Origin of the sequence: Devosia sp., from assembly GCF_965229025.1 — a bacterium.
Lineage (GTDB): Bacteria > Pseudomonadota > Alphaproteobacteria > Rhizobiales > Devosiaceae > Devosia_A.
Window position 1 is genome coordinate 1,200,894 of the sequence record NZ_OZ245853.1, and the last position, 21,137, is coordinate 1,222,030.

The window sequence follows — 21,137 nt, forward strand, 5'->3', positions numbered from 1 at the left end:
GGCGGGCAGGGCGTTTAGTTGCGGCATAAGGGGCGCCTGTTGGCCCCCGGATTACCAAAATTCACAAGGCTGATGTCCTGATACCCGACGGCTGATAGTCGGGTCTTTGGACATCTGCCTCCGAGACATCGAGAACATTAAGGAGCTGGTATGGCTACCACGTTCAACGGCCGTCGCAAGGTACGCAAGTCCTTCGGGTCAATTCGAGAAGTCACGGAGATGCCCAATCTGATCGAGGTCCAGAAGGCCTCCTATGATCAGTTCCTCCTCGTGGCCGAGCCCAAGGGCGGGCGTCCCGATGAAGGGCTTCAATCCGTTTTCCGTTCGGTTTTCCCGATCACCGACTTTTCGAACACGGCATCGCTGGAGTTCGTCAAGTACGAGTTCGAGCAGCCCAAGTACGACGTCGACGAGTGCCGGCAGCGCGACATGACGTTCGCAGCGCCGCTCAAGGTGACGCTGCGCCTGATCGTGTTCGAAGTGGATGAGGAAACCGGCGCCCGGTCCGTCAAGGACATCAAGGAGCAGGACGTCTATATGGGCGACATGCCGTTCATGACCATGAACGGTACCTTTATCGTCAACGGCACCGAGCGCGTTATCGTCTCGCAGATGCACCGTTCGCCTGGCGTGTTCTTTGACCACGACAAGGGCAAGACGCACTCGTCGGGCAAGCTGTTGTTCGCTGCCCGCATCATTCCGTACCGTGGTTCTTGGCTCGATATCGAATTCGACGCCAAGGATATCGTGTTTGCGCGTATCGACCGCCGCCGCAAGATTCCGGTGACGTCGCTGCTGAAGGCACTCGGCATGGATGCCGAGGAAATCCTGCGCACGTACTACAATACGGTGACGTTCGAAAAGACCAAGACCGGCTGGAAGAAGCCGTTCGATTCTGACAAGATGCGCAATGCCAAGCCGACGTTCGACCTCATCGACGCCAAGACCGGCGATGTGGTGCACGAGGCCGGCAAGAAGCTGACGCCGCGCCAGGCCAAGAAGCTGGCTGAGGATGGCCTGACGCATCTGGCCGCAGTCGACGAAGATCTCTACGGCACGTTCATCGCTGAAGACCTGATCGACCTCAAGACCGGCGAAATCTTTGTCGAAGCAGGCGACGAGCTGGATGAAAAGCTCCTCACCAAGCTCAAGGACAAGGGCTTTGACGAGCTGCCGATCCTCGACATAGACCACGTGACCGTGGGCGCGTACCTGCGCAACACGCTCGCCGTCGACAAGAACGAGAGCCGCGAAGACGCGCTGTTCGACATCTACCGCGTCATGCGTCCGGGTGAGCCGCCGACGGTTGAGACCGCCGAAGCCATGTTCAAGTCGCTGTTCTTTGACAGCGAGCGCTACGACCTCAGCGCCGTTGGCCGCGTCAAGATGAACATGCGCCTCGACATCAAGGCCGAGGACACGGTCCGCATCCTGCGCAAGGAAGATATCGTCGAGGTGGTTCGCACGCTCGTCGACCTGCGTGATGGCCGTGGCGAAATCGACGACATCGACAACCTCGGCAACCGCCGGGTGCGTTCGGTCGGCGAACTGATGGAAAACCACTACCGGCTCGGTCTGCTCCGCATGGAGCGGGCGATCAAGGAGCGCATGTCGTCGGTCGAAATCGACACCGTCATGCCGCAGGACCTGATCAACGCCAAGCCGGCTGCTGCTGCGGTGCGCGAGTTCTTTGGCTCGAGCCAGCTGTCGCAGTTCATGGATCAGACCAACCCGCTCTCCGAGATCACGCACAAGCGTCGTCTCTCGGCGCTCGGGCCAGGCGGCCTGACCCGCGAGCGTGCGGGCTTTGAAGTCCGTGACGTGCATCCGACCCACTATGGCCGTATCTGCCCGATCGAGACGCCGGAAGGCCCGAACATCGGCCTCATCAACTCGCTCGCCACCTTCGCTCGCGTCAACAAGTATGGGTTCATCGAGACCCCGTACCGCAAGATCGTCGAGGGCAAGGTCACGGACGACGTCGTCTATCTGTCGGCGATGGAAGAGGCCAAGCACTACGTTGCGCAGGCCAACGCCAAGCTCGATGCAAAGGGTCACTTTGTCGAGGATCTGATCGTTGCACGCCACGCTGGCGACAACGGCCTGACCCCGAAGGAAACCATCGACCTGATGGACGTCAGCCCCAAGCAGATCGTCTCTGTGGCTGCGGCGCTCATCCCGTTCCTTGAGAACGACGACGCCAACCGTGCTCTGATGGGCTCGAACATGCAGCGTCAGGCGGTTCCGCTCCTGCGGGCCGAGGCGCCGTTTGTCGGCACTGGCATGGAATCTGTTGTGGCCCGAGACTCCGGCGCCGCCATCGTTTCCAAGCGCAAGGGTATCGTCGACCAGGTGGACGCCACCCGTATCGTTATTCGGGCGACCGAAGAGACGGACGCGTCCAAGTCTGGCGTCGACATCTACAACCTGATGAAGTTCCAGCGTTCGAACCAGTCAACCTGCATCAACCAGCGTCCGCTGGTCGTGGTGGGCGACCACATCGACGCCGGCGACATCATCGCTGACGGCCCGTCGACGGAACTCGGCGATCTGGCACTCGGCCGGAACGTGCTCGTCGCGTTCATGCCGTGGAATGGCTACAACTTCGAAGATTCGATCCTTCTGAGCGAAAAGATCGCGATGCAGGACGTGTTCACCTCGATCCACATCGAGGAATACGAAGTGATGGCCCGCGACACCAAGCTTGGTCCTGAGGAAATCACCCGCGACATTCCGAACGTTTCGGAAGAAGCGCTGAAGAACCTCGACGAAGCCGGTATCGTGCATATCGGTGCCGAAGTCGGCCCTGGCGATATCCTCGTTGGCAAGATCACCCCCAAGGGCGAAAGCCCGATGACGCCGGAAGAAAAGCTCCTCCGCGCCATCTTCGGTGAGAAGGCCTCCGACGTTCGTGACACCTCGCTGCGCGTGCCCCCGGGCGACGCAGGTACTGTCGTTGAAGTGCGCGTGTTCAACCGCCACGGCATCGACAAGGACGAGCGTGCCATGGCCATCGAACGCGAGGAAATCGAACGCCTCGCCAAGGACCGTGACGACGAACAGTCGATCCTCGACCGTAACGTCTACGCCCGCCTGAAAGAAATGCTGTTCGGCAAGACTGCCACGACCGGCCCCAAGGGCTATGTCAACGGCACAAAGCTGAACGACCAGATCTTCGAAGCCCAGCCCCGTTCCAAGTGGTGGCAGTTTGCCATCGAGGACGACAAGGTGATGGCCGAGATGGAGGCGCTCCACGCCCAGTACGAGGAGAGCCGCAAGCTTCTGGAGCAGCGTTTCATCGACAAGGTGGACAAGCTGCAGCGCGGTGACGAACTGCCGCCGGGCGTCATGAAGATGGTCAAGGTCTTCGTCGCGACCAAGCGCAAGATCCAGCCGGGCGACAAGATGGCTGGCCGTCACGGCAACAAGGGTGTGGTTTCGCGGATTACCCCGATCGAAGACATGCCGTACCTCGAAGACGGTACGCATGTGGACATCGTGCTCAATCCGCTGGGCGTGCCTTCGCGCATGAACGTCGGCCAGATCCTCGAGACGCACCTTGGCTGGGCCTGCCGTGGCCTTGGTAAGAAGATCGACGAGATGGTCAAGATCTACCAGCAGAAGGGCGACATGAAGCCGCTCAAGGCTGAGATCGCGGCCCTCTACAAGGGTGACGACTACGTCTCGAACCTCGACGACGACAGCATCGCGCGCCTCGGCGAGCACCTTTCCAAGGGTGTGCCGATCGCGACTCCGGTGTTCGACGGCGCCAAGGAAAGCGACATTGTCGAGCTTCTGGAACGCGCAGGCCTCAAGACCACTGGCCAGTCCAGTGTGTATGACGGCCGTACGGGTGAGCAGTTCGATCGCCAGGTGACTGTGGGCTATATCTATATGCTCAAGCTCCACCACCTGGTCGACGACAAGATCCACGCCCGTTCGATCGGTCCGTACTCGCTCGTCACGCAGCAGCCGCTGGGTGGCAAGGCGCAGTTCGGTGGCCAGCGCTTCGGCGAAATGGAAGTGTGGGCGCTTGAAGCTTATGGCGCCGCGTACACGCTCCAGGAAATGCTGACCATCAAGTCCGACGACGTGGCCGGCCGTACCAAGGTCTACGAGGCAATCGTCCGTGGTGACGATACCTTCGAAGCGGGCATCCCCGAGAGCTTCAACGTTCTCGTCAAGGAAATCCGGTCGCTGGGTCTCAACGTCGAACTTGATACGCTTGACGCGATTGAACTTGCAGCCGGCGGGTCGCCTTCCGACCAGCTCGCACCTCCTCAGAACGCGGCGGAATAATCCCTGCCGAGTTCTACCCCCCATTCATTCGTGATGCTCCGGGCCTGATCCGCCCGGAGCCTCCGAAACGAGGAGCTACCTGATGAATTCTCATCACCACGTCATGGACCCGTTCAATCCGCAGGTCCCCGTCCAGATGTTCGACCAGATGAAGATCTCGATCGCCAGCCCGGAGAAGATTCTCTCCTGGTCGTACGGCGAGATCAAGAAGCCGGAGACCATCAATTATCGTACGTTCAAGCCCGAGCGCGACGGCCTGTTCTGCGCCCGCATCTTTGGGCCCGTGAAGGACTACGAGTGCCTGTGCGGCAAGTACAAGCGCATGAAGTTCAAGGGCGTGATCTGCGAGAAGTGCGGCGTTGAAGTTACGCTGAGCCGCGTTCGCCGCGAGCGCATGGGTCACATCGAGCTCGCCGCTCCGGTTGCCCATATCTGGTTCCTGAAGTCGCTGCCGTCCCGTATCGCGCTGCTGCTCGACATGACCCTCAAGGACATCGAGCGCATCCTCTATTTCGAGCAGTACGTCGTTCTCGATCCGGGTCTGACCGCGTTCAGCCAGAACGAGTTGCTGACCGAAGAGCAGTTCCTTGATGCGCAGGACCAGTATGGTGCCGACAGCTTCACCGCCAAGATCGGCGCCGAGGCCATTCGTGACCTCTTGATCTCGCTCGACCTCGAAAAGATCGCCGCTGACCTCCGCGTCGAGATTGCCGAGTCGACCACTGAGCTCAAGCCCAAGAAGCTGGCCAAGCGCCTCAAGATCGTCGAGCAGTTCATCGTTTCGGGCAACAAGCCCGAGTGGATGATCATGACCGTCATTCCGGTCATTCCGCCCGAACTCCGCCCGCTCGTCCCGCTGGACGGCGGCCGCTTTGCCACGTCCGACCTGAACGATCTCTATCGCCGCGTCATCAACCGCAACAACCGGTTGAAGCGCCTGATCGAGCTCAGGGCACCGGACATCATCATCCGCAACGAAAAGCGCATGCTGCAGGAAGCTGTGGACGCGCTGTTCGACAACGGCCGCCGTGGCCGCACCATCACTGGTGCCAACAAGCGTCCGCTGAAGTCGCTGTCCGACATGCTCAAGGGCAAGCAGGGCCGGTTCCGTCAGAACCTCCTCGGCAAGCGCGTCGACTATTCGGGCCGTTCGGTTATCACCGTGGGTCCCGAGCTCAAGCTGCACCAGTGCGGCCTGCCCAAGAAGATGGCGCTCGAGCTGTTCAAGCCGTTCATCTACAGCCGACTCGAAGCCAAGGGTCTGTCGTCGACGGTCAAGCAGGCCAAGAAGCTGGTCGAGAAGGAAAAGCCCGAGGTCTGGGATATCCTTGACGAAGTGATCCGCGAGCACCCGGTTCTGCTGAACCGTGCGCCCACGCTTCACCGTCTGGGCATCCAGGCGTTCGAACCGCACCTGATCGAAGGCAAGGCGATCCAGCTCCATCCGCTGGTTTGCGCGGCGTTCAACGCTGACTTCGACGGCGACCAGATGGCCGTGCACGTGCCGCTCTCGCTTGAGGCACAGCTCGAAGCCCGCGTGCTGATGATGTCGACCAACAACATCCTGCACCCGGCCAACGGCCAGCCGATCATCGTGCCGAGCCAGGACATCGTGCTTGGGCTCTACCACCTCTCCTTGATGAACGAAGGCGAGCCGGGGCAGGGCATGGCGTTCTCCGACATGGGCGAGCTTGAGCACGCCCTGTCGCGTGGCATCGTCACCATGCACACCAAGATCAAGGGTCGCGTCGACGTCTATGACGCTGCCGGCAACCGTACGACCGAGATCGTCGAGACGACACCCGGACGCATGCTGCTCGGCAAGCTGCTGCCCAAGCATCCGGCGGTGCCGTATGCGACGGCGAACCAGCTGATGACCAAGAAGATGATCTCCAAGATGATCGACACGGTTTACCGTGGCTGCGGTCAGAAGGAGACCGTGATCTTCTGTGACCGCATCATGGACATGGGCTTCAAGCACGCCGCCCGCGCCGGTATCTCGTTCGGCAAGGACGACATGGTGATCCCGGCGTCGAAGTACACGATCGTCGAATCGACCCGTAAGCAGGTCGAGGAGTTCGAGCAGCAGTACAACGACGGCCTGATCACTCAGGGCGAGAAGTACAACAAGGTGGTCGACGCCTGGGCCAAGTGCGGTGACAAGGTCGCCGAGGAAATGATGAAGGGTATTGCCGCGGTCAAGTTCGACCCGGAGACCGGTCGTCAGAAGCCGATCAACTCGGTCTACATGATGAGCCATTCTGGCGCCCGCGGTTCGCCGGCCCAGATGAAGCAGCTCGCCGGCATGCGCGGCCTGATGGCGCGTCCGGACGGCTCGATCATCGAGACCCCGATCACGGCCAACTTCAAGGAAGGCCTGAACGTTCTCGAGTACTTCAACTCCACCCACGGTGCCCGTAAGGGTCTCGCGGATACGGCGCTGAAGACCGCGAACTCGGGCTACCTGACGCGTCGTCTCGTTGACGTGGCACAGGACTCGATCATCACCGAGCTCGATTGCGGTACCGAACGCGGTCTCACCATGGAGCCGGTTGTCGACAGCGGGCAGGTCGTGGCTCCTCTGGGCCAGCGCATCCTCGGCCGCACCACTGCCGACGACATCGTCAACCCCGAGAACGGCGATCTGTTGGTCGCCAAGGGCACGCTGCTGACCGAGAAGGACATCGAGTTCATCGAGGGCTACAAGGTCCAGTCCGTCCGCATCCGTTCGCCGCTGACCTGCGATCTCCGCCAGGGCTGCTGCGCGGCTTGCTACGGCCGTGACCTGGCTCGCGGTACTCCGGTCAATATCGGCGAAGCGGTTGGCGTTATTGCCGCCCAGTCGATCGGTGAACCCGGTACCCAGCTCACCATGCGTACGTTCCACATCGGTGGCACGGCACAGGTGGTCGACAGCTCCTTCCTTGAGGCAGGTGCTGAGGGCAAGATCGAGATCCGTAACCGTAACGTTGCCAAGGTCACGGGCGGCATCGTCGCCATGGGCCGTAACGTCACCATCGCCATCCTCGATCCCGAGGGCAAGGACCGTGCAACGCACCGCGTTGCCTACGGCGCCAAGCTGCGGGTTGATGATGGTGCCGAGGTCAAGCGCGGCCAGCGTATCGCCGAATGGGATCCCTACACCCGTCCGGTGCTGGCTGAAGTTGACGGCGAAGTCGGCTTCGAAGATCTGGTCGATGGTGCATCGGTGACGGAAAACACCGACGAGACCACCGGCTTCACCAAGCGCGTTGTCTCTGACTGGCGGACCAGCCAGCGCAGCGACAGCCTGAAGCCGGCAATCACGATCAAGCGCGGCGACGCCGTCGTTAAGCTCGATCGTGGTGGCGAAGCCCGTTACCTGCTGTCGGTGGACGCGGTTATCGCCGTTGAGCCCGGCGAGAAGGTTGCGCCCGGCGACGTGCTGGCTCGTATCCCGCTGGAAAGCGCCAAGACCAAGGACATCACCGGCGGTCTGCCGCGTGTGGCCGAGCTGTTCGAAGCGCGTCGTCCGAAGGATCACGCCATCATCGCCGAGATCGATGGCACGATCAAATTCGGTCGCGACTACAAGAACAAGCGCCGCATCATCATCGAGCCAGCGGATGGCGCCGAGCCCGTCGAGTATCTGATCCCGAAGGGGAAGCCATTCCACCTTCAGGAAGGCGACTCGATCGAGCGCGGCGAGTACATTCTCGACGGCAACCCGGCACCGCACGACATCCTGGCGATCAAGGGGATCGAGGAGCTTGCACGCTACCTCGTCAACGAGATCCAGGAAGTTTACCGGCTTCAGGGCGTGTTGATTAACGACAAGCACATCGAAGTGATCGTTCGCCAGATGCTGCAGAAGGTCGAAATCACCGATCCGGGTGACTCGGGCATGCTCAAGGACGAGCAGCTCGACAAGCTCGATCTCGATGAGCTCAACGACCAGCTGGTTGCCGATGGCAAGAAGCCGGCGCTGGCCAATCCGGTCCTGCTGGGCATCACCAAGGCGTCGCTGCAGACTCGTTCGTTCGTGTCCGCCGCGTCGTTCCAGGAAACCACCCGCGTCCTCACCGAGGCGGCCGTTTCCGGCAAGGCCGATTTGCTCGAAGGCCTCAAGGAAAACGTCATCGTGGGCCGCCTGATCCCCGCCGGTACCGGCGCGGGCATTACCAAGGCGAAGCTCATCGCCACCAAGCGTGACGAGATGATCCTCGAGGAACGCCGCCGGCAGGCCGAGACCGCAGCCATCGCGGCACCGGCTCCGCAGCCTGTGCCGGTCGAGCCGGCCGAGTAAGCGGATCGTAGCCAAGCTGAAGTTTGAAGGGGCCCCTCGTGGGCCCCTTCTTTTTGCCTATCGTGTCCGTCATCGAAGCGACACATGCTGGCCGCTAGAAGGCCTGGGGCAAGAGGAGAGTGTGATGGACGCCGAGATCTGGTCGCAGGTGGATGCCTATATCGCGGACAAGCTGATCGGTGCCGACGACCCAGCCGCCGCCCTTGCCGCGAACGCTGCTGCAGGGCTCCGCCCGATGGATGTGTCGCCGGCGCAGGGCAAGTTCCTCAGCCTGCTGGTGCGGATGACTGGGGCGCGGCGGGTGCTTGAGGTTGGAACGCTCGGTGGGTATTCGACGATCTGGATGGCGCGGGCATTGCCCAAGGATGGCGAACTGGTGACGCTCGAGTATGAGCCGCACCATGCAGAGGTGGCTGCCCGCAATATCGCTGCAGCGGGGCTATCTGACAGGGTGACGATCCACATCGGTGCCGCTGCGGAGACGCTGCCGGTGATTGTGGCAGCCTCACCCGAGCCGTTCGATCTGGTATTCATCGACGCCGACAAGCCGAGCAACACGATCTACCTCGACTGGGCGATCAAGCTGTCTCGGCCGGGTACCGTGATCGTTCTCGACAATGTTGTGCGCGACGGTCGGGTGATCGATGAGGCGAACACCGACCCGAGCGTTCTCGGGACGCGGGCGGCCTTTGACATGATCTCGACCCATCCACGCCTCAGCGCATCCGCATTGCAGACGGTTGGGGCCAAGGGCTGGGATGGCTTTGCCATCATGATCGTCGACTGAGGGCAGGGGCTCTACTGTGATCTGTAGCCGACGAAGGCGGCATACTCGGGGACCAGTTGCGACCACAGCGAGAAGGCGGCGTCCAGGTTGTCACGCGTGACGCCGTGCTCGAGGTTCACGTCATACTCGATGACCGCGTCGAGTTCTGAGTCGAGATAGGCCTTGCCGAAGCGCTTGCTGCGATTCCAGTCGTTGATGGCATCGAGGGTGGGCTTTGTATCGGTGAAGCCGGCATAGAAGTTGATGTCTTCGCAGGCCTTGCCGTCTGTGCAGTTCATGAAGAACAGCTGATAGGGCAGGCCGCCAATAGTGCCGGAGATGCGCGGATCGCCACTGTCTCGCGTGACCAGGTCTGCCGGACCATAGGACTTGGCGATCGTGACGATCTCATTGACGTTGCTGGCGTCGAGAATGCTCTGTGCTGAAGCCGCGCTGACAAGCGCGAGGTAGAGACTCAGCACAATCGCTGCCTTTTGCTTGGTCATCACCGGGCTCCTCTAAGGGCGTGAGCAGTTCTGCCCGCATCTCCATTTCTCACAAACACATGGAATGCGAAACCGGCAGGGATGTGCTGATCCGTGGAAAACCTCTGCCACAACCTATGCGCAGCCATGCGTCTGGGACAGATTAGCCATCTGAGCTGACTGATCAGCCCCGGGATGGATATTCCCCAGGGTTGCCGGACGTGCGCAAGGATTTCTCACGTGAAAGAATCCTTGACGGGGAGACTCGGCGCCCATATAGAGGCGCAACCTTAGCGGTCGGTCGTGAAGTTCAGACGGGTATCTGCCACCTTGTGCGGGCATCCAGGAACCTCAAACACACTGCCAAAGGTAAAGACGACGACAAATCTTTGTGCGCATGAACGCTCGCCTTAACAGGTAAGCGGTCCGCTGCAATAAGAGGCGCTTCTGTCCCGTTAGGGGCGGGTCAAGCGCCCCTTTGGTTTGTTTTAGTCTTCCGCAAACGAATTTCCGACGGATGGAAAGAGCGCAATGCCGACCATTAATCAGTTGATCCGCAAGCCACGGGTATCCAAACCCAAGCGGAACAAAGTCCCGGCGATGGAAGCCAACCCGCAGAAGCGCGGCGTGTGCTCTCGCGTCTATACGACGACCCCAAAGAAGCCGAATTCGGCCCTGCGCAAGGTGGCCAAGGTCCGTCTGACCACGCAGCGCGAAGTCATTTCCTACATTCCCGGCGAAGGCCACAACCTTCAGGAACACTCCGTGGTCCTGATCCGTGGCGGCCGCGTTCGCGACCTCCCCGGCGTTCGGTACCATGTGCTGCGCGGCGTCCTCGACACACAGAGCGTCAAGGATCGCAAGCAGCGCCGTTCGAAGTACGGCGCGAAGCGGCCGAAGTAAGGAGCATTACAGATGTCCCGTCGTCACAGCGCAGAAAAGCGTGAAGTCAATCCCGATCCCAAGTTCGGCGATCTCGTCGTTTCCAAGTTCATGAACTCGCTCATGCTGGACGGCAAGAAGTCGGCTGCTGAAGGCATCGTCTACGGTGCGTTCGATATCGTGCAGACCAAGCTGAAGCAGGATCCGATCGGCGTGTTCCACACCGCCCTCGATAACATCCGCCCGTCCGTCGAAGTGCGTTCGCGCCGCGTCGGTGGTGCCACCTACCAGGTGCCGGTCGAAGTGCGTACGGAACGTCAGCAGGCTCTCGCCATTCGCTGGCTCATCGACTCTGCCCGCAAGCGCGGCGAGCACACCATGAAGGAGCGCCTGTCGGGCGAGCTCATGGATGCCGTCAACGGTCGCGGCCAGGCCGTCAAGAAGCGCGAAGATACGCACCGTATGGCTGACGCCAACCGTGCCTTCTCGCATTATCGCTGGTAACGGAGACTAACGATGGCTCGCGAGTACCCGATTAATCACTACCGTAACTTCGGCATCATGGCTCACATCGATGCTGGCAAGACCACGACCACCGAGCGTGTGCTTTACTACACCGGCAAGTCCCACAAGATCGGCGAAGTCCACGACGGCGCCGCGACCATGGACTGGATGGAGCAGGAGCAGGAACGCGGCATCACGATCACGTCGGCCGCGACCACCACGTTCTGGAAGGGCCGTGACGGCACCCAGTACCGCTTCAACATCATCGACACCCCCGGCCACGTGGACTTCACGATTGAAGTCGAGCGTTCGCTGCGCGTTCTCGACGGCGCCATCGCGCTGCTCGACGGCAACCAGGGCGTCGAGCCCCAGACAGAAACTGTCTGGCGCCAGGCTGACAAGTACAACGTTCCGCGTCTCATCTTCGTCAACAAGATGGACAAGACCGGCGCCGATTTCTACTTCTGCCTCGACACGCTGGAAAAGCGCCTCGGCATCAAGCCGGTCGTGATGCAGCTGCCGATCGGTGCTGAGACCGAGTTCAAGGGCGTCATCGATCTGATCGAGATGAACGCTCTGGTCTGGCGCAATGAAGAGCTGGGCGCCCAGTGGGACGTCGTCGAGATTCCCGAGGACCTGAAGGCCAAGGCCGTCCAGTACCGCGAGAAGCTGATCGAAACCGCCGTCGAAATGGACGATGCGGCGACCGAGGCCTATCTCAATGGCATCATGCCGAACAACGACACGCTGCGTCAGCTGATCCGCAAGGGTACGATCGACGTCAAGCTGTACCCGGTGTTCTGCGGTTCGGCGTTCAAGAACAAGGGCGTTCAGCCCTTGCTCGACGGCGTTATCGACTTCCTGCCCTCGCCGACTGACATTCCGGCCATCGAAGGCATCGACGTCAAGACCGAGAAGCCGATCCAGCGCCATGCTGACGATAGCGAGCCGCTGTCGATGCTGGCTTTCAAGATCGCCAACGACCCGCATATGGGCCAGTTGACCTTCTGCCGTATCTATTCGGGTCACGTCGAAGGCGGCGCGATGCTGGAGAATACGGTCAAGGAAAAGCGCGAACGTATCGGCCGCATGTTCCAGATGCACGCCAACTCACGCGAGCAGATCAACGAGGCTTTTGCTGGCGACATCGTCGCGATCGTTGGCCTCAAGGACACGACGACGGGCGATACGCTCTCGGATCCGAATAACCGCGTTATTCTTGAGCGGATGGAGTTCCCCGAGCCGGTTATCGACATCGCGGTTGAGCCGAAGTCGAAGGCCGACCAGGAAAAGATGGGTCTGGCACTGGCGCGTCTTGCTGCCGAGGATCCGTCCTTCCGCGTCAAGACCGACGAAGAATCCGGCCAGACGATCATCTCGGGCATGGGCGAATTGCACCTCGACATCATCGTCGACCGCATGCGCCGTGAGTTCAAGGTGGAAGCCAATATCGGTGCGCCGCAGGTGGCTTACCGTGAAGCGATCACGCGTCTGGTCGAGCACGACTATACGCATAAGAAGCAGTCCGGTGGTTCGGGCCAGTTCGCCCGCATCAAGTTCACGATCGAGCCGAACGAAGCCGGTAAGGGCTTTGAGTTCGTGTCCGCGATCGTGGGCGGCAACGTCCCCAAGGAATACGTCCCGGGCGTGCAGAAGGGTGTTGCTTCGGTCATGGGCTCCGGCCCGCTGATCGGGTTCCCGATTGTCGACGTGAAGTTCACGCTGACTGACGGCGCCTATCACGACGTCGACTCCTCGGTCCTCGCCTTCGAAATCGCTGGCCGTGCGGGTTTCCGCGAAGCCATCCAGAAGGCTGCTCCGAAGATCCTCGAGCCGATCATGCGGGTTGAGGTTCTCACCCCGGAAGACTACGTCGGTGACGTCATCGGCGATCTGAACTCACGTCGCGGCCAGATCCGCGGCACTGAGGGCAGGGGCATTGCCCAGGTAATCGACGCGATGGTGCCGCTTGCCAACATGTTCGGCTACGTCAACTCGCTCCGTTCGATGAGCCAGGGACGTGCGCAGTACACGATGACCTTCGACCACTACGAGCAAGTGCCGACAGCGGTCGCCACCGAAGTCCAGGCGAAATACGCCTAACCACAAACTAAAGTTCAACGTCGGCTTTCGGGTCGACGCATACGGAGAGAAGCGATGGGTAAGGAAAAGTTTTCCCGCAATAAGCCGCACTGCAACATCGGCACCATTGGTCACGTCGATCACGGCAAGACCTCGCTGACGGCTGCGATCACCAAGGTCCTCGCCGAAACTGGCGGTGCCGTGTTCAAGGCATACGACCAGATCGATGCGGCGCCGGAAGAGAAGGCACGCGGGATCACGATCAATACCGCTCACGTCGAGTATGAGACGGCCAACCGTCACTATGCTCACGTCGATTGCCCGGGCCACGCCGACTATGTGAAGAACATGATCACCGGTGCTGCCCAGATGGACGGCGCGATCCTGGTCGTGTCGGCTGCCGACGGCCCGATGCCCCAGACCCGCGAGCACATTCTGCTTGCCCGTCAGGTTGGCGTGCCGGCTCTGGTGGTGTTCCTGAACAAGTGCGACATGGTCGACGATCCGGAACTGCTGGAACTCGTCGAGCTCGAAGTTCGCGAATTGCTCTCGAACTACGAATTCCCGGGCGACGACATCCCGATGATCAAGGGTTCGGCTACCGAAGCCCTGAACAACGGCGACAAGAAGCTTGGCCACGACGCCATCCTCGAGCTGATGGCCGCTGTTGACTCCTACATCCCGCAGCCGGCTCGTCCGATCGACCAGCCGTTCCTGCTCCCGATCGAAGATGTGTTCTCGATCTCTGGCCGTGGCACCGTGGTGACCGGCCGTGTCGAACGCGGCATCGTCAAGGTTGGTGAGACCGTCGAGATCGTCGGTATCAAGGCGACCCAGACGACCACCGTTACCGGCGTTGAAATGTTCCGCAAGCTGCTCGATCAGGGCCAGGCTGGCGACAACATCGGCGCACTGATCCGTGGTATCGACCGTACTCAGGTCGAGCGCGGCCAGGTGCTGTGCAAGCCCGGTTCGGTTACCCCGCACACCGACTTCGTTGCCGAAGCCTACATCCTGACCAAGGAAGAGGGTGGCCGTCACACGCCGTTCTTTGCCAACTACCGTCCGCAGTTCTACTTCCGCACGACCGACGTGACGGGTGTGGTGACGCTGCCGGAAGGCACCGAAATGGTCATGCCCGGCGACAACGTGAATATCTCTGTCGCGCTGATCGTGCCGATCGCCATGGAAGAGAAGCTCCGCTTCGCTATCCGTGAGGGTGGCCGCACCGTTGGTTCGGGCGTCGTCGCAAAGATCCTCAAGTAAGACCTGGTAATCCAGGGCGCGGCGCGCCGTCAAAAGTGCGCCGCGGTCCAATTTTCGCTGGGAAAGCAAGATGAACGGTCAAAATATACGCATCCGGCTCAAAGCCTTTGACCACCGTGTGCTCGACACCTCCACTCGGGAGATTGTGAACACGGCCAAGCGCACGGGTGCGCAGGTGCGCGGGCCGATCCCGCTGCCCACACAGATTGAAAAGTTTACGGTCAATCGGTCGCCTCACATCGACAAGAAGAGCCGCGAGCAGTTCGAAATCCGGACTCACAAGCGTCTCCTCGACATCGTCGATCCGACGCCGCAGACCGTAGACGCCCTTATGAAGCTCGATCTCGCCGCCGGCGTAGACGTCGAAATCAAGCTCTAACTGACTGAACTTCGCGCCGACCGCCTAAAGGGTCCTCTTGGAATAATGACCCGGTCCGTCGCCAAAGAGAAAAGGTAACAACCGATGCGTTCTGGTTTGATCGCACAGAAGCTGGGCATGACCCGCATTTTCATGGACGACGGCACGCACGTCCCCGTGACAGTGCTTGGTCTGCAGAACTGCCAGGTGGTAGGCCAGCGGACGCAAGACAGAGATGGCTATACCGCGCTGCAGCTTGGCGCCGGTACAGTCAAGGCGAAGAACATCACCAAGGCAGACCGCGGCCAGTTCGCTGTTGCCAAGGTTGAACCGAAGCGTCAGCTAACAGAGTTTCGTGTCGATCCTGCGAACCTCATTGAAGTTGGCGCGACGATGCAGGCCGATCACTTTGCCGAAGGGCAGCTGGTGGATGTCACCGGCACCTCGATCGGTAAGGGCTTTGCCGGCGCGATGAAGCGCTGGAACTTCGGTGGCCTGCGCGCTTCGCACGGTGTGTCGGTTTCTCACCGCTCGCACGGCTCGACTGGCCAGCGCCAGGATCCGGGCAAGGTGTTCAAGGGCAAGAAGATGGCCGGCCATATGGGCGACCGTCGCGTTACCACTCAGAACCTCAAGGTCGTCCGCACCGATGTCGAGCGCGGTCTGATCATGGTTGAGGGCGCCGTTCCCGGCTCCAAGGGTGGCTGGATCATGATCAAGGACGCGGTCAAGAAGCCTGCCCCCAAGGGTGTGGCTCTGCCGGGTTCGTTCAAGGCTGCTGTGGCAGCGACCGGGGAGACGAAGTAATGGAACTCCAGGTCACAACTCTGGACGGCAAGGCCGACGGTTCGGTCACGCTGAAGGACGACATTTTCGGTCTGGAAGTCCGCCAGGACATCCTGCACCGCATGGTTCGTTACCAGCAGCTCAAGGCAATGCGCGGTACCCACAAGGTAAAGCATCGTGCTGAGATCGCTTACACGTCCAAGAAGTCCGTCAAGCAGAAGGGCTCGGGCGGTGCACGTCACGGCGCCAAGCACGCTCCGCAGTTCCGCGGCGGTGGTCGTGCGTTCGGTCCCGAAGTGCGCAGCCACGCCATTGATCTTCCAAAGAAGGTTCGTGCACTGGCTCTCAAGCATGCGCTCTCGTCCAAGGCAAAGTCCGGCGAGCTGATCGTTGTCAGCTCGGTCGCCACCAAGGAAGCCAAGACGGCTTCCCTGCGTGAGACCTTCGGCAAGCTCGAGTGGGCGAATGCGCTGATCATCGACGGCGCAGTGGTTGACGTGAACTTCGCGCTCGCCGCTCGCAACATCCCGCAGATCGACGTGCTGCCGGTGCAGGGGATCAATGTCGCCGACATTCTCCGCCGCCATAAGCTCGTTCTGACCAAAGCAGCGCTCGAAGCGCTGGAGGCACGGTTCGCATGAGCAAGCACAGCAACTATGATGTGATCCGTAACCCGGTCGTCACTGAAAAGTCGACGATGGCATCCGAGCACGGCCAGGTCGTGTTCGACGTCGCCATCGACGCCACCAAGGCTGACATCAAGGCCGCCGTCGAGGCGCTGTTTTCGGTGAAGGTCAAGGCAGTCAACACCCTGGTCCGCAAGGGCAAGGTGAAGCGTTTCCGGCAGCAGCTTGGCACCCGTAAGGATGTCAAGAAGGCAATCGTCACCCTCGTCGACGGTCAGTCGATCGATATTTCGACCGGCATCTGAGGGGAGAGAGAAAAATGGGTCTAAAAACTTACAATCCGACCTCTCCTGGCCGTCGCCAGCTCATCACGACCGATCGGTCGGAGCTGTGGAAGGGCAAGCCGGTCAAGACGCTGACGGTTGGTCTCAACCAGTCTGGCGGTCGTAACAACGCTGGTCGCATCACGTCCTATCATCGTGGCGGCGGTCATAAGCGCAGCTATCGCATGGTCGACTTCCGCCGTACCCGTTGGGACGACGTGGCGACCGTCGAGCGCCTTGAGTACGATCCTAACCGTACGGCCTGGATCGCGCTGATCAAGTACGAGGACGGCGAGCTTGCCTACATCATTGCGCCCCAGCGTCTTGCTGCCGGCGACAAGGTGATCTCCACGCTCGGCGTTGCCGACGTGAAGCCTGGCAATGCCATGCCGCTCGAGCGCATGCCGGTTGGCACCATCGTGCACAACGTCGAGATGAAGCCCCGCAAGGGTGGCCAGATCGCGCGTTCGGCTGGTGCTTATGCGCAGTACGTTGGCCGCGACAGCGGTTGGGCGATCCTGCGTCTCAACTCTGGCGAACAGCGCCGTGTGCACGGTACCTGCCTTGCCACGATCGGTGCCGTGTCCAACCAGGACCACTCGAACACTTCGATCGGCAAGGCCGGTCGCAGCCGCTGGCTGGGCCGCAAGCCCGTCAACCGCGGCGTGACCATGAACCCGGTCGACCACCCGCATGGTGGTGGTGAAGGCCGTACCTCTGGTGGCCGTCACCCGGTTACTCCGTGGGGCAAGCCGACCAAGGGTAAGAAAACCCGCAGCAACAAGTCGACGGACAAGTTTATCGTCCGCTCGCGTCACGTGAAGAAGGGCCGTTAAGCCATGGCGCGTTCACTCTGGAAGGGTCCGTTCGTCGACGGCTATCTGCTCAAGAAGGCAGAGACCAGCCGGGCCAGCGGCCGCAACGAAGTCATCAAGATCTGGAGCCGTCGCTCCACGATCCTGCCGCAGTTCGTGGGCCTGACGTTTGGCGTCCACAACGGCCACAAGCACATTCCGGTTGCCGTTCATGAAGAAATGATCGGCCACAAGTTCGGCGAGTTCGCTCCGACCCGTACCTACTACGGTCACTCGGCCGACAAGAAGGCCAAGAGGAAGTAACATGGGCAAGCCGAAAACTCAGCGCGCGCTCAAGGACAACGAAGCCAAGGCGGTTCTCCGCATGCTCCGTACCTCGGGCCAGAAGCTCAACCTCGTCGCCGCCATGATCCGCGGCAAGAAGGTGGACAAGGCCCTGGCCGAGCTCACGTTCTCCCGCAAGCGGATTGCCGGTTCGGTCAAGAAGACGCTCGAGAGCGCCGTCGCGAACGCTGAAAACAACCACGGTCTCGACCCTGACTCGCTCGTCGTTGCCGAGTGCTATGTCGGTGACTCGCTGGTGATGAAGCGCTTCATGGCTCGCGGTCGTGGTCACGCTGCCCGCCTGGAACATACGTTTTCGAACCTCACGATCGTGGTTCGCCAAGTCGAGGAGACCGCATAATGGGTCAGAAGATCAACCCGATCGGTCTGCGCCTTGGGATCAACCGCACCTGGGATTCGCGCTGGTACGCGAACAAGGGTGAGTATGGTTCCCTGCTGCAGGAAGATCTGAAGATCCGCACGACCTTGCTTGAGGATCTCAAGCAGGCCGCCGTCTCCAAGATCGTCATCGAGCGCCCGCACCGCAAGTGCCGCGTGTCGATCCACACTGCCCGTCCGGGCATCGTGATCGGCAAGAAGGGCGCTGACATCGACAAGATCCGCGCCAAGGTGAAGCAGTTCACCGACAGCGAAGTGCACATCAACATCGTTGAAGTGCGCAAGCCGGAAACCGATGCGACCCTCGTGGCGCAGGGCATTGCCCAGCAGCTCGAGCGCCGCGTGGCGTTCCGCCGTGCCATGAAGCGCGCCGTGCAAACTGCGATCCGCATGGGTGCTGGTGGTATCCGCGTCAACGTTGGTGGCCGTCTCGGTGGTGCCGACATCGCTCGTACCGAATGGTACCGCGAGGGTCGCGTTCCGCTGCACACGCTGCGTGCCGACATCGACTACGGTACGGCTGAAGCCAAGACCACCTATGGCATCATCGGCATCAAGGTCTGGGTCTTCAAGGGTGAAGTCCTCGAGCACGATCCGTCTGCGCATGAGCGTCGCGCCACCGAAGGCGGTGGTTCGGGCGAGCAGAACCAGGGTCAGCGTCGCGAACGTGGTGATCGTGAAGATCGTCGCGACCGCGCGCCGCAGAACTAAAGAAGGCATCGCAAAATGCTGCAACCAAAAAAGACCAAGTTCCGCAAGGCGCACAAGGGTCGTATCCATGGCAATGCCAAGGGCGGCACGGATCTGGCTTTCGGCCAGTTCGGCCTGAAGTCCCAGGAGCCGGAGCGTGTCACCGCGCGGCAGATCGAGGCGGCTCGCCGTGCGATCACCCGTGAGATGAAGCGCGCCGGCCGTGTCTGGATCCGCGTTTTCCCCGACCTTCCGGTTTCCAAGAAGCCGACTGAAGTGCGTATGGGTAAGGGCAAGGGTTCGGTGGAATTCTGGGCGGCTCGGGTCAAGCCCGGTCGTATCCTGTTCGAAATCGACGGCGTCCCTGAGGACGTTGCCAAGGAAGCTCTGCGTCTCGGCGCCATGAAGCTTCCGATCATGACGCGGGTTGTCACCCGCATTGCGGATTGAGAGCCATGGCAACCAAGACCAAGAAAGCCTCGGGCAAGGCCGCTGACGCCAAAGCCGTCAAGCATGCCGACATTCGTGGCAAGACTCCTGATGAGCTGAAGGATCAGCTCCTCGGGCTGAAGAAAGAGCAGTTCAACCTGCGGTTCCAGCGTGCGACACAGCAGCTGGAGAAGCCCGCTCGGGTTCGTGAGGTCCGCCGCGAAATCGCGCGGGTCAAGACGATCCTGGGCGAAAAGGCCGCGGCGAAGTAAGGAGAACGAGATGCCCAAGCGCGTTTTGCAGGGGACCGTGGTCTCCGACACTAATGAGAAGACCGTGGTGGTGCGGGTCGATCGCGCCTTCACCCACCCGGTGATGAAGAAGACCGTGCGCCGGTCCAAGAAGTACCACGCCCATGACGAGCTCAATGCCGCCAAGGTCGGGGACATCGTCTGGATCGAGGAATCGGCGCCGATCAGCAAGAACAAGCGCTGGGTCCTAAAAGCCAACGCGTAACCAGAAGTTAGGGCTCGCCTTGTAGGCAGACCCCTTGGAAATTGAAGAAGGCATCAAGCCATGATCCAGATGCAGTCCAATCTCGACGTTGCCGATAATTCCGGCGCGCGTCGCGTCATGTGCATCAAGGTGCTCGGCGGTTCACACCGCAAGTACGCTTCGGTGGGCGATATCATCGTTGTGTCCGTCAAGGATGCGATCCCGCGTGGTCGCGTCAAGAAGGGCCAGGTGATGAAGGCCGTTGTCGTGCGCACCGCATTCCCGGTTCGTCGCACCGACGGTACCGTTATTCGCTTTGACCGGAACGCCGCAGTTCTGATCAACAACCAGTCCGAGCCGATCGGGACCCGTATCTTCGGGCCAGTGCCGCGCGAACTGCGTTCCAAGAACCACATGAAGATCATTTCGCTTGCGCCGGAGGTGTTGTGATGGCGGCTAAGATCAAGAAGGGCGACAAGGTCGTCGTTCTCGCCGGCAAGGACAAGGGCAAGACGGGGCAGGTGCTCCAGGTCATCCCGTCCGAGACGCGCGCTGTCGTCGGGGGCCTGAACCTCGTGCGTCGGCACACCAAGCAGACCGCGAGCCAGGACGCGGGCATCCTCACCAAGGAAGCTCCGATCCACTTGTCCAACCTCGCTATCGCCGATGCCAATGGGAAAGCAACCCGGGTCGGCTTCCAGATTAAAGACGGCACCAAGGTGCGCGTCGCCAAGACGACCGGAGATGTGATCGATGGCTGAGACCGCTTACGTACCGCGTCTTCGCACCCAGTATGACGAGACGATCAAGCCGGGCCTGATCAAGGAATTCGGCTACAAGAACGTCATGATGGCGCCCAAGCTCGACAAGATCGTGCTGAACATGGGTGTTGGCGAAGCTGTGAACGACACCAAGAAGGTGAAGACCGCTGCCGCAGATCTCGAAAAGATCGCGGGTCAGAAGCCGGTCATCACGCACGCCCGCAAGTCGATCGCAGGCTTCAAGGTGCGTGAGCAGATGCCGCTCGGCGTGAAGGTGACCCTTCGTGCAGCACGCATGTATGAGTTCCTCGACCGCCTGGTGAACATCGCTCTCCCGCGTGTTCGTGACTTCCGCGGCCTGAACCCCAATTCCTTTGACGGCCGTGGCAACTACGCCATGGGCATCAAAGAGCACATCATCTTCCCCGAGATCATCTACGACCAGATCGATCAGGTGTGGGGCATGGATATCATCGTGTGCACCACGGCGCAGACCGACGACGAAGCCCGGGCGTTGCTCAAGGCTTTCAATTTCCCCTTCCGGCAGTAACGGAAGAGAGAA

The 21,137-nt window shown here is 60.9% G+C and carries 22 protein-coding genes; 21 read left to right on the forward strand and 1 reads right to left on the reverse strand.

Features of this window, described 5'->3' with window-relative positions:
• Positions 1 to 150 precede the first annotated feature (150 nt).
• The 3 genes from rpoB (at position 151) to ACO06J_RS05980 (ending at position 9,371) form a co-directional block, all read left to right on the forward strand.
• Positions 151 to 4,299, forward strand: coding sequence for a DNA-directed RNA polymerase subunit beta (gene rpoB / locus ACO06J_RS05970; RefSeq protein WP_421759790.1), 4,149 nt, complete (start codon positions 151 to 153; stop codon positions 4,297 to 4,299).
• An 82-nt stretch (positions 4,300 to 4,381) separates the two neighbouring features.
• Entirely contained in the window at positions 4,382 to 8,584 is a 4,203-nt protein-coding gene (gene rpoC / locus ACO06J_RS05975) for a DNA-directed RNA polymerase subunit beta' (RefSeq protein ID WP_421759791.1), read from the forward strand.
• A gap of 124 nt (positions 8,585 to 8,708) precedes the next feature.
• Entirely contained in the window at positions 8,709 to 9,371 is a 663-nt protein-coding gene (locus ACO06J_RS05980; RefSeq protein ID WP_421759792.1) for an O-methyltransferase, read from the forward strand.
• Between the two features lie 11 nt (positions 9,372 to 9,382).
• Here the strand turns inward: ACO06J_RS05980 and ACO06J_RS05985 are convergent, their stop codons facing one another.
• A complete protein-coding gene (locus tag ACO06J_RS05985; protein ID WP_421759793.1) occupies positions 9,383 to 9,856 on the reverse strand; it encodes a YbjN domain-containing protein in 474 nt (157 codons plus the stop codon).
• A gap of 510 nt (positions 9,857 to 10,366) precedes the next feature.
• On the opposite strand from ACO06J_RS05985, the gene rpsL reads away from it, so the two are divergent.
• From rpsL to rplE, 18 genes are all read left to right on the forward strand, one after another.
• The gene (gene rpsL, locus ACO06J_RS05990; protein WP_421759794.1) at positions 10,367 to 10,738 is read left to right on the forward strand and encodes a 30S ribosomal protein S12; all 372 of its coding nucleotides are present in this window, start codon (positions 10,367 to 10,369) and stop codon (positions 10,736 to 10,738) included.
• A gap of 12 nt (positions 10,739 to 10,750) precedes the next feature.
• Positions 10,751 to 11,221 (forward strand): 30S ribosomal protein S7, encoded by a 471-nt coding sequence (rpsG, locus tag ACO06J_RS05995; RefSeq protein WP_421759795.1) that lies wholly within the window; start codon positions 10,751 to 10,753, stop codon positions 11,219 to 11,221.
• Positions 11,222 to 11,233: 12 nt separating this feature from the next.
• Positions 11,234 to 13,324, forward strand: a complete 2,091-nt coding sequence (fusA, locus tag ACO06J_RS06000; protein ID WP_421759796.1) for an elongation factor G — start codon at positions 11,234 to 11,236, stop codon at positions 13,322 to 13,324.
• Positions 13,325 to 13,378: 54 nt separating this feature from the next.
• Positions 13,379 to 14,569: an elongation factor Tu gene (gene tuf, locus ACO06J_RS06005; protein WP_421759797.1), complete on the forward strand. Its 1,191-nt coding sequence runs from the start codon at positions 13,379 to 13,381 to the stop codon at positions 14,567 to 14,569.
• Positions 14,570 to 14,639: 70 nt separating this feature from the next.
• Positions 14,640 to 14,948, forward strand: coding sequence for a 30S ribosomal protein S10 (gene rpsJ, locus ACO06J_RS06010; RefSeq protein ID WP_055049780.1), 309 nt, complete (start codon positions 14,640 to 14,642; stop codon positions 14,946 to 14,948).
• Between the two features lie 84 nt (positions 14,949 to 15,032).
• On the forward strand, positions 15,033 to 15,734 hold the full coding sequence (gene rplC / locus ACO06J_RS06015) for a 50S ribosomal protein L3 (RefSeq protein ID WP_421759798.1): 702 nt from the start codon (positions 15,033 to 15,035) through the stop codon (positions 15,732 to 15,734).
• Positions 15,734 to 16,354 (forward strand): 50S ribosomal protein L4, encoded by a 621-nt coding sequence (gene rplD / locus ACO06J_RS06020; RefSeq protein ID WP_421759799.1) that lies wholly within the window; start codon positions 15,734 to 15,736, stop codon positions 16,352 to 16,354. Before rplC ends, rplD begins: the two co-directional genes overlap by 1 nt.
• Positions 16,351 to 16,644: a 50S ribosomal protein L23 gene (locus ACO06J_RS06025; RefSeq protein ID WP_421759800.1), complete on the forward strand. Its 294-nt coding sequence runs from the start codon at positions 16,351 to 16,353 to the stop codon at positions 16,642 to 16,644. The genes rplD and ACO06J_RS06025 overlap by 4 nt, the downstream gene beginning before the upstream one ends.
• Positions 16,645 to 16,658: 14 nt before the next feature.
• Complete coding sequence (gene rplB / locus ACO06J_RS06030; protein WP_421759801.1) at positions 16,659 to 17,498, forward strand: 50S ribosomal protein L2; 840 nt, start codon at positions 16,659 to 16,661, stop codon at positions 17,496 to 17,498.
• Positions 17,499 to 17,501: 3 nt separating this feature from the next.
• On the forward strand, positions 17,502 to 17,780 hold the full coding sequence (rpsS, locus tag ACO06J_RS06035; protein WP_421759802.1) for a 30S ribosomal protein S19: 279 nt from the start codon (positions 17,502 to 17,504) through the stop codon (positions 17,778 to 17,780).
• A 1-nt stretch (position 17,781) separates the two neighbouring features.
• Positions 17,782 to 18,162 carry a 50S ribosomal protein L22 gene (gene rplV / locus ACO06J_RS06040; RefSeq protein WP_421759803.1) on the forward strand — a complete coding sequence of 127 codons (381 nt, stop codon included), beginning with the start codon at positions 17,782 to 17,784 and terminating at the stop codon, positions 18,160 to 18,162.
• Positions 18,162 to 18,911, forward strand: a complete 750-nt coding sequence (rpsC, locus tag ACO06J_RS06045; RefSeq protein ID WP_421759804.1) for a 30S ribosomal protein S3 — start codon at positions 18,162 to 18,164, stop codon at positions 18,909 to 18,911. Before rplV ends, rpsC begins: the two co-directional genes overlap by 1 nt.
• Positions 18,912 to 18,926: 15 nt before the next feature.
• On the forward strand, positions 18,927 to 19,340 hold the full coding sequence (gene rplP / locus ACO06J_RS06050) for a 50S ribosomal protein L16 (RefSeq protein ID WP_421759805.1): 414 nt from the start codon (positions 18,927 to 18,929) through the stop codon (positions 19,338 to 19,340).
• Between the two features lie 5 nt (positions 19,341 to 19,345).
• Positions 19,346 to 19,591, forward strand: a complete 246-nt coding sequence (gene rpmC, locus ACO06J_RS06055) for a 50S ribosomal protein L29 (RefSeq protein ID WP_421759806.1) — start codon at positions 19,346 to 19,348, stop codon at positions 19,589 to 19,591.
• Between the two features lie 10 nt (positions 19,592 to 19,601).
• Positions 19,602 to 19,835, forward strand: coding sequence for a 30S ribosomal protein S17 (gene rpsQ / locus ACO06J_RS06060; RefSeq protein WP_421759807.1), 234 nt, complete (start codon positions 19,602 to 19,604; stop codon positions 19,833 to 19,835).
• A 60-nt stretch (positions 19,836 to 19,895) separates the two neighbouring features.
• The gene (gene rplN / locus ACO06J_RS06065; protein ID WP_421759808.1) at positions 19,896 to 20,264 is read left to right on the forward strand and encodes a 50S ribosomal protein L14; all 369 of its coding nucleotides are present in this window, start codon (positions 19,896 to 19,898) and stop codon (positions 20,262 to 20,264) included.
• The gene (gene rplX / locus ACO06J_RS06070; RefSeq protein ID WP_421759809.1) at positions 20,264 to 20,575 is read left to right on the forward strand and encodes a 50S ribosomal protein L24; all 312 of its coding nucleotides are present in this window, start codon (positions 20,264 to 20,266) and stop codon (positions 20,573 to 20,575) included. The genes rplN and rplX overlap by 1 nt, the downstream gene beginning before the upstream one ends.
• Positions 20,568 to 21,125: a 50S ribosomal protein L5 gene (gene rplE / locus ACO06J_RS06075; protein WP_421759810.1), complete on the forward strand. Its 558-nt coding sequence runs from the start codon at positions 20,568 to 20,570 to the stop codon at positions 21,123 to 21,125. The genes rplX and rplE overlap by 8 nt, the downstream gene beginning before the upstream one ends.
• Positions 21,126 to 21,137 lie beyond the last annotated feature (12 nt).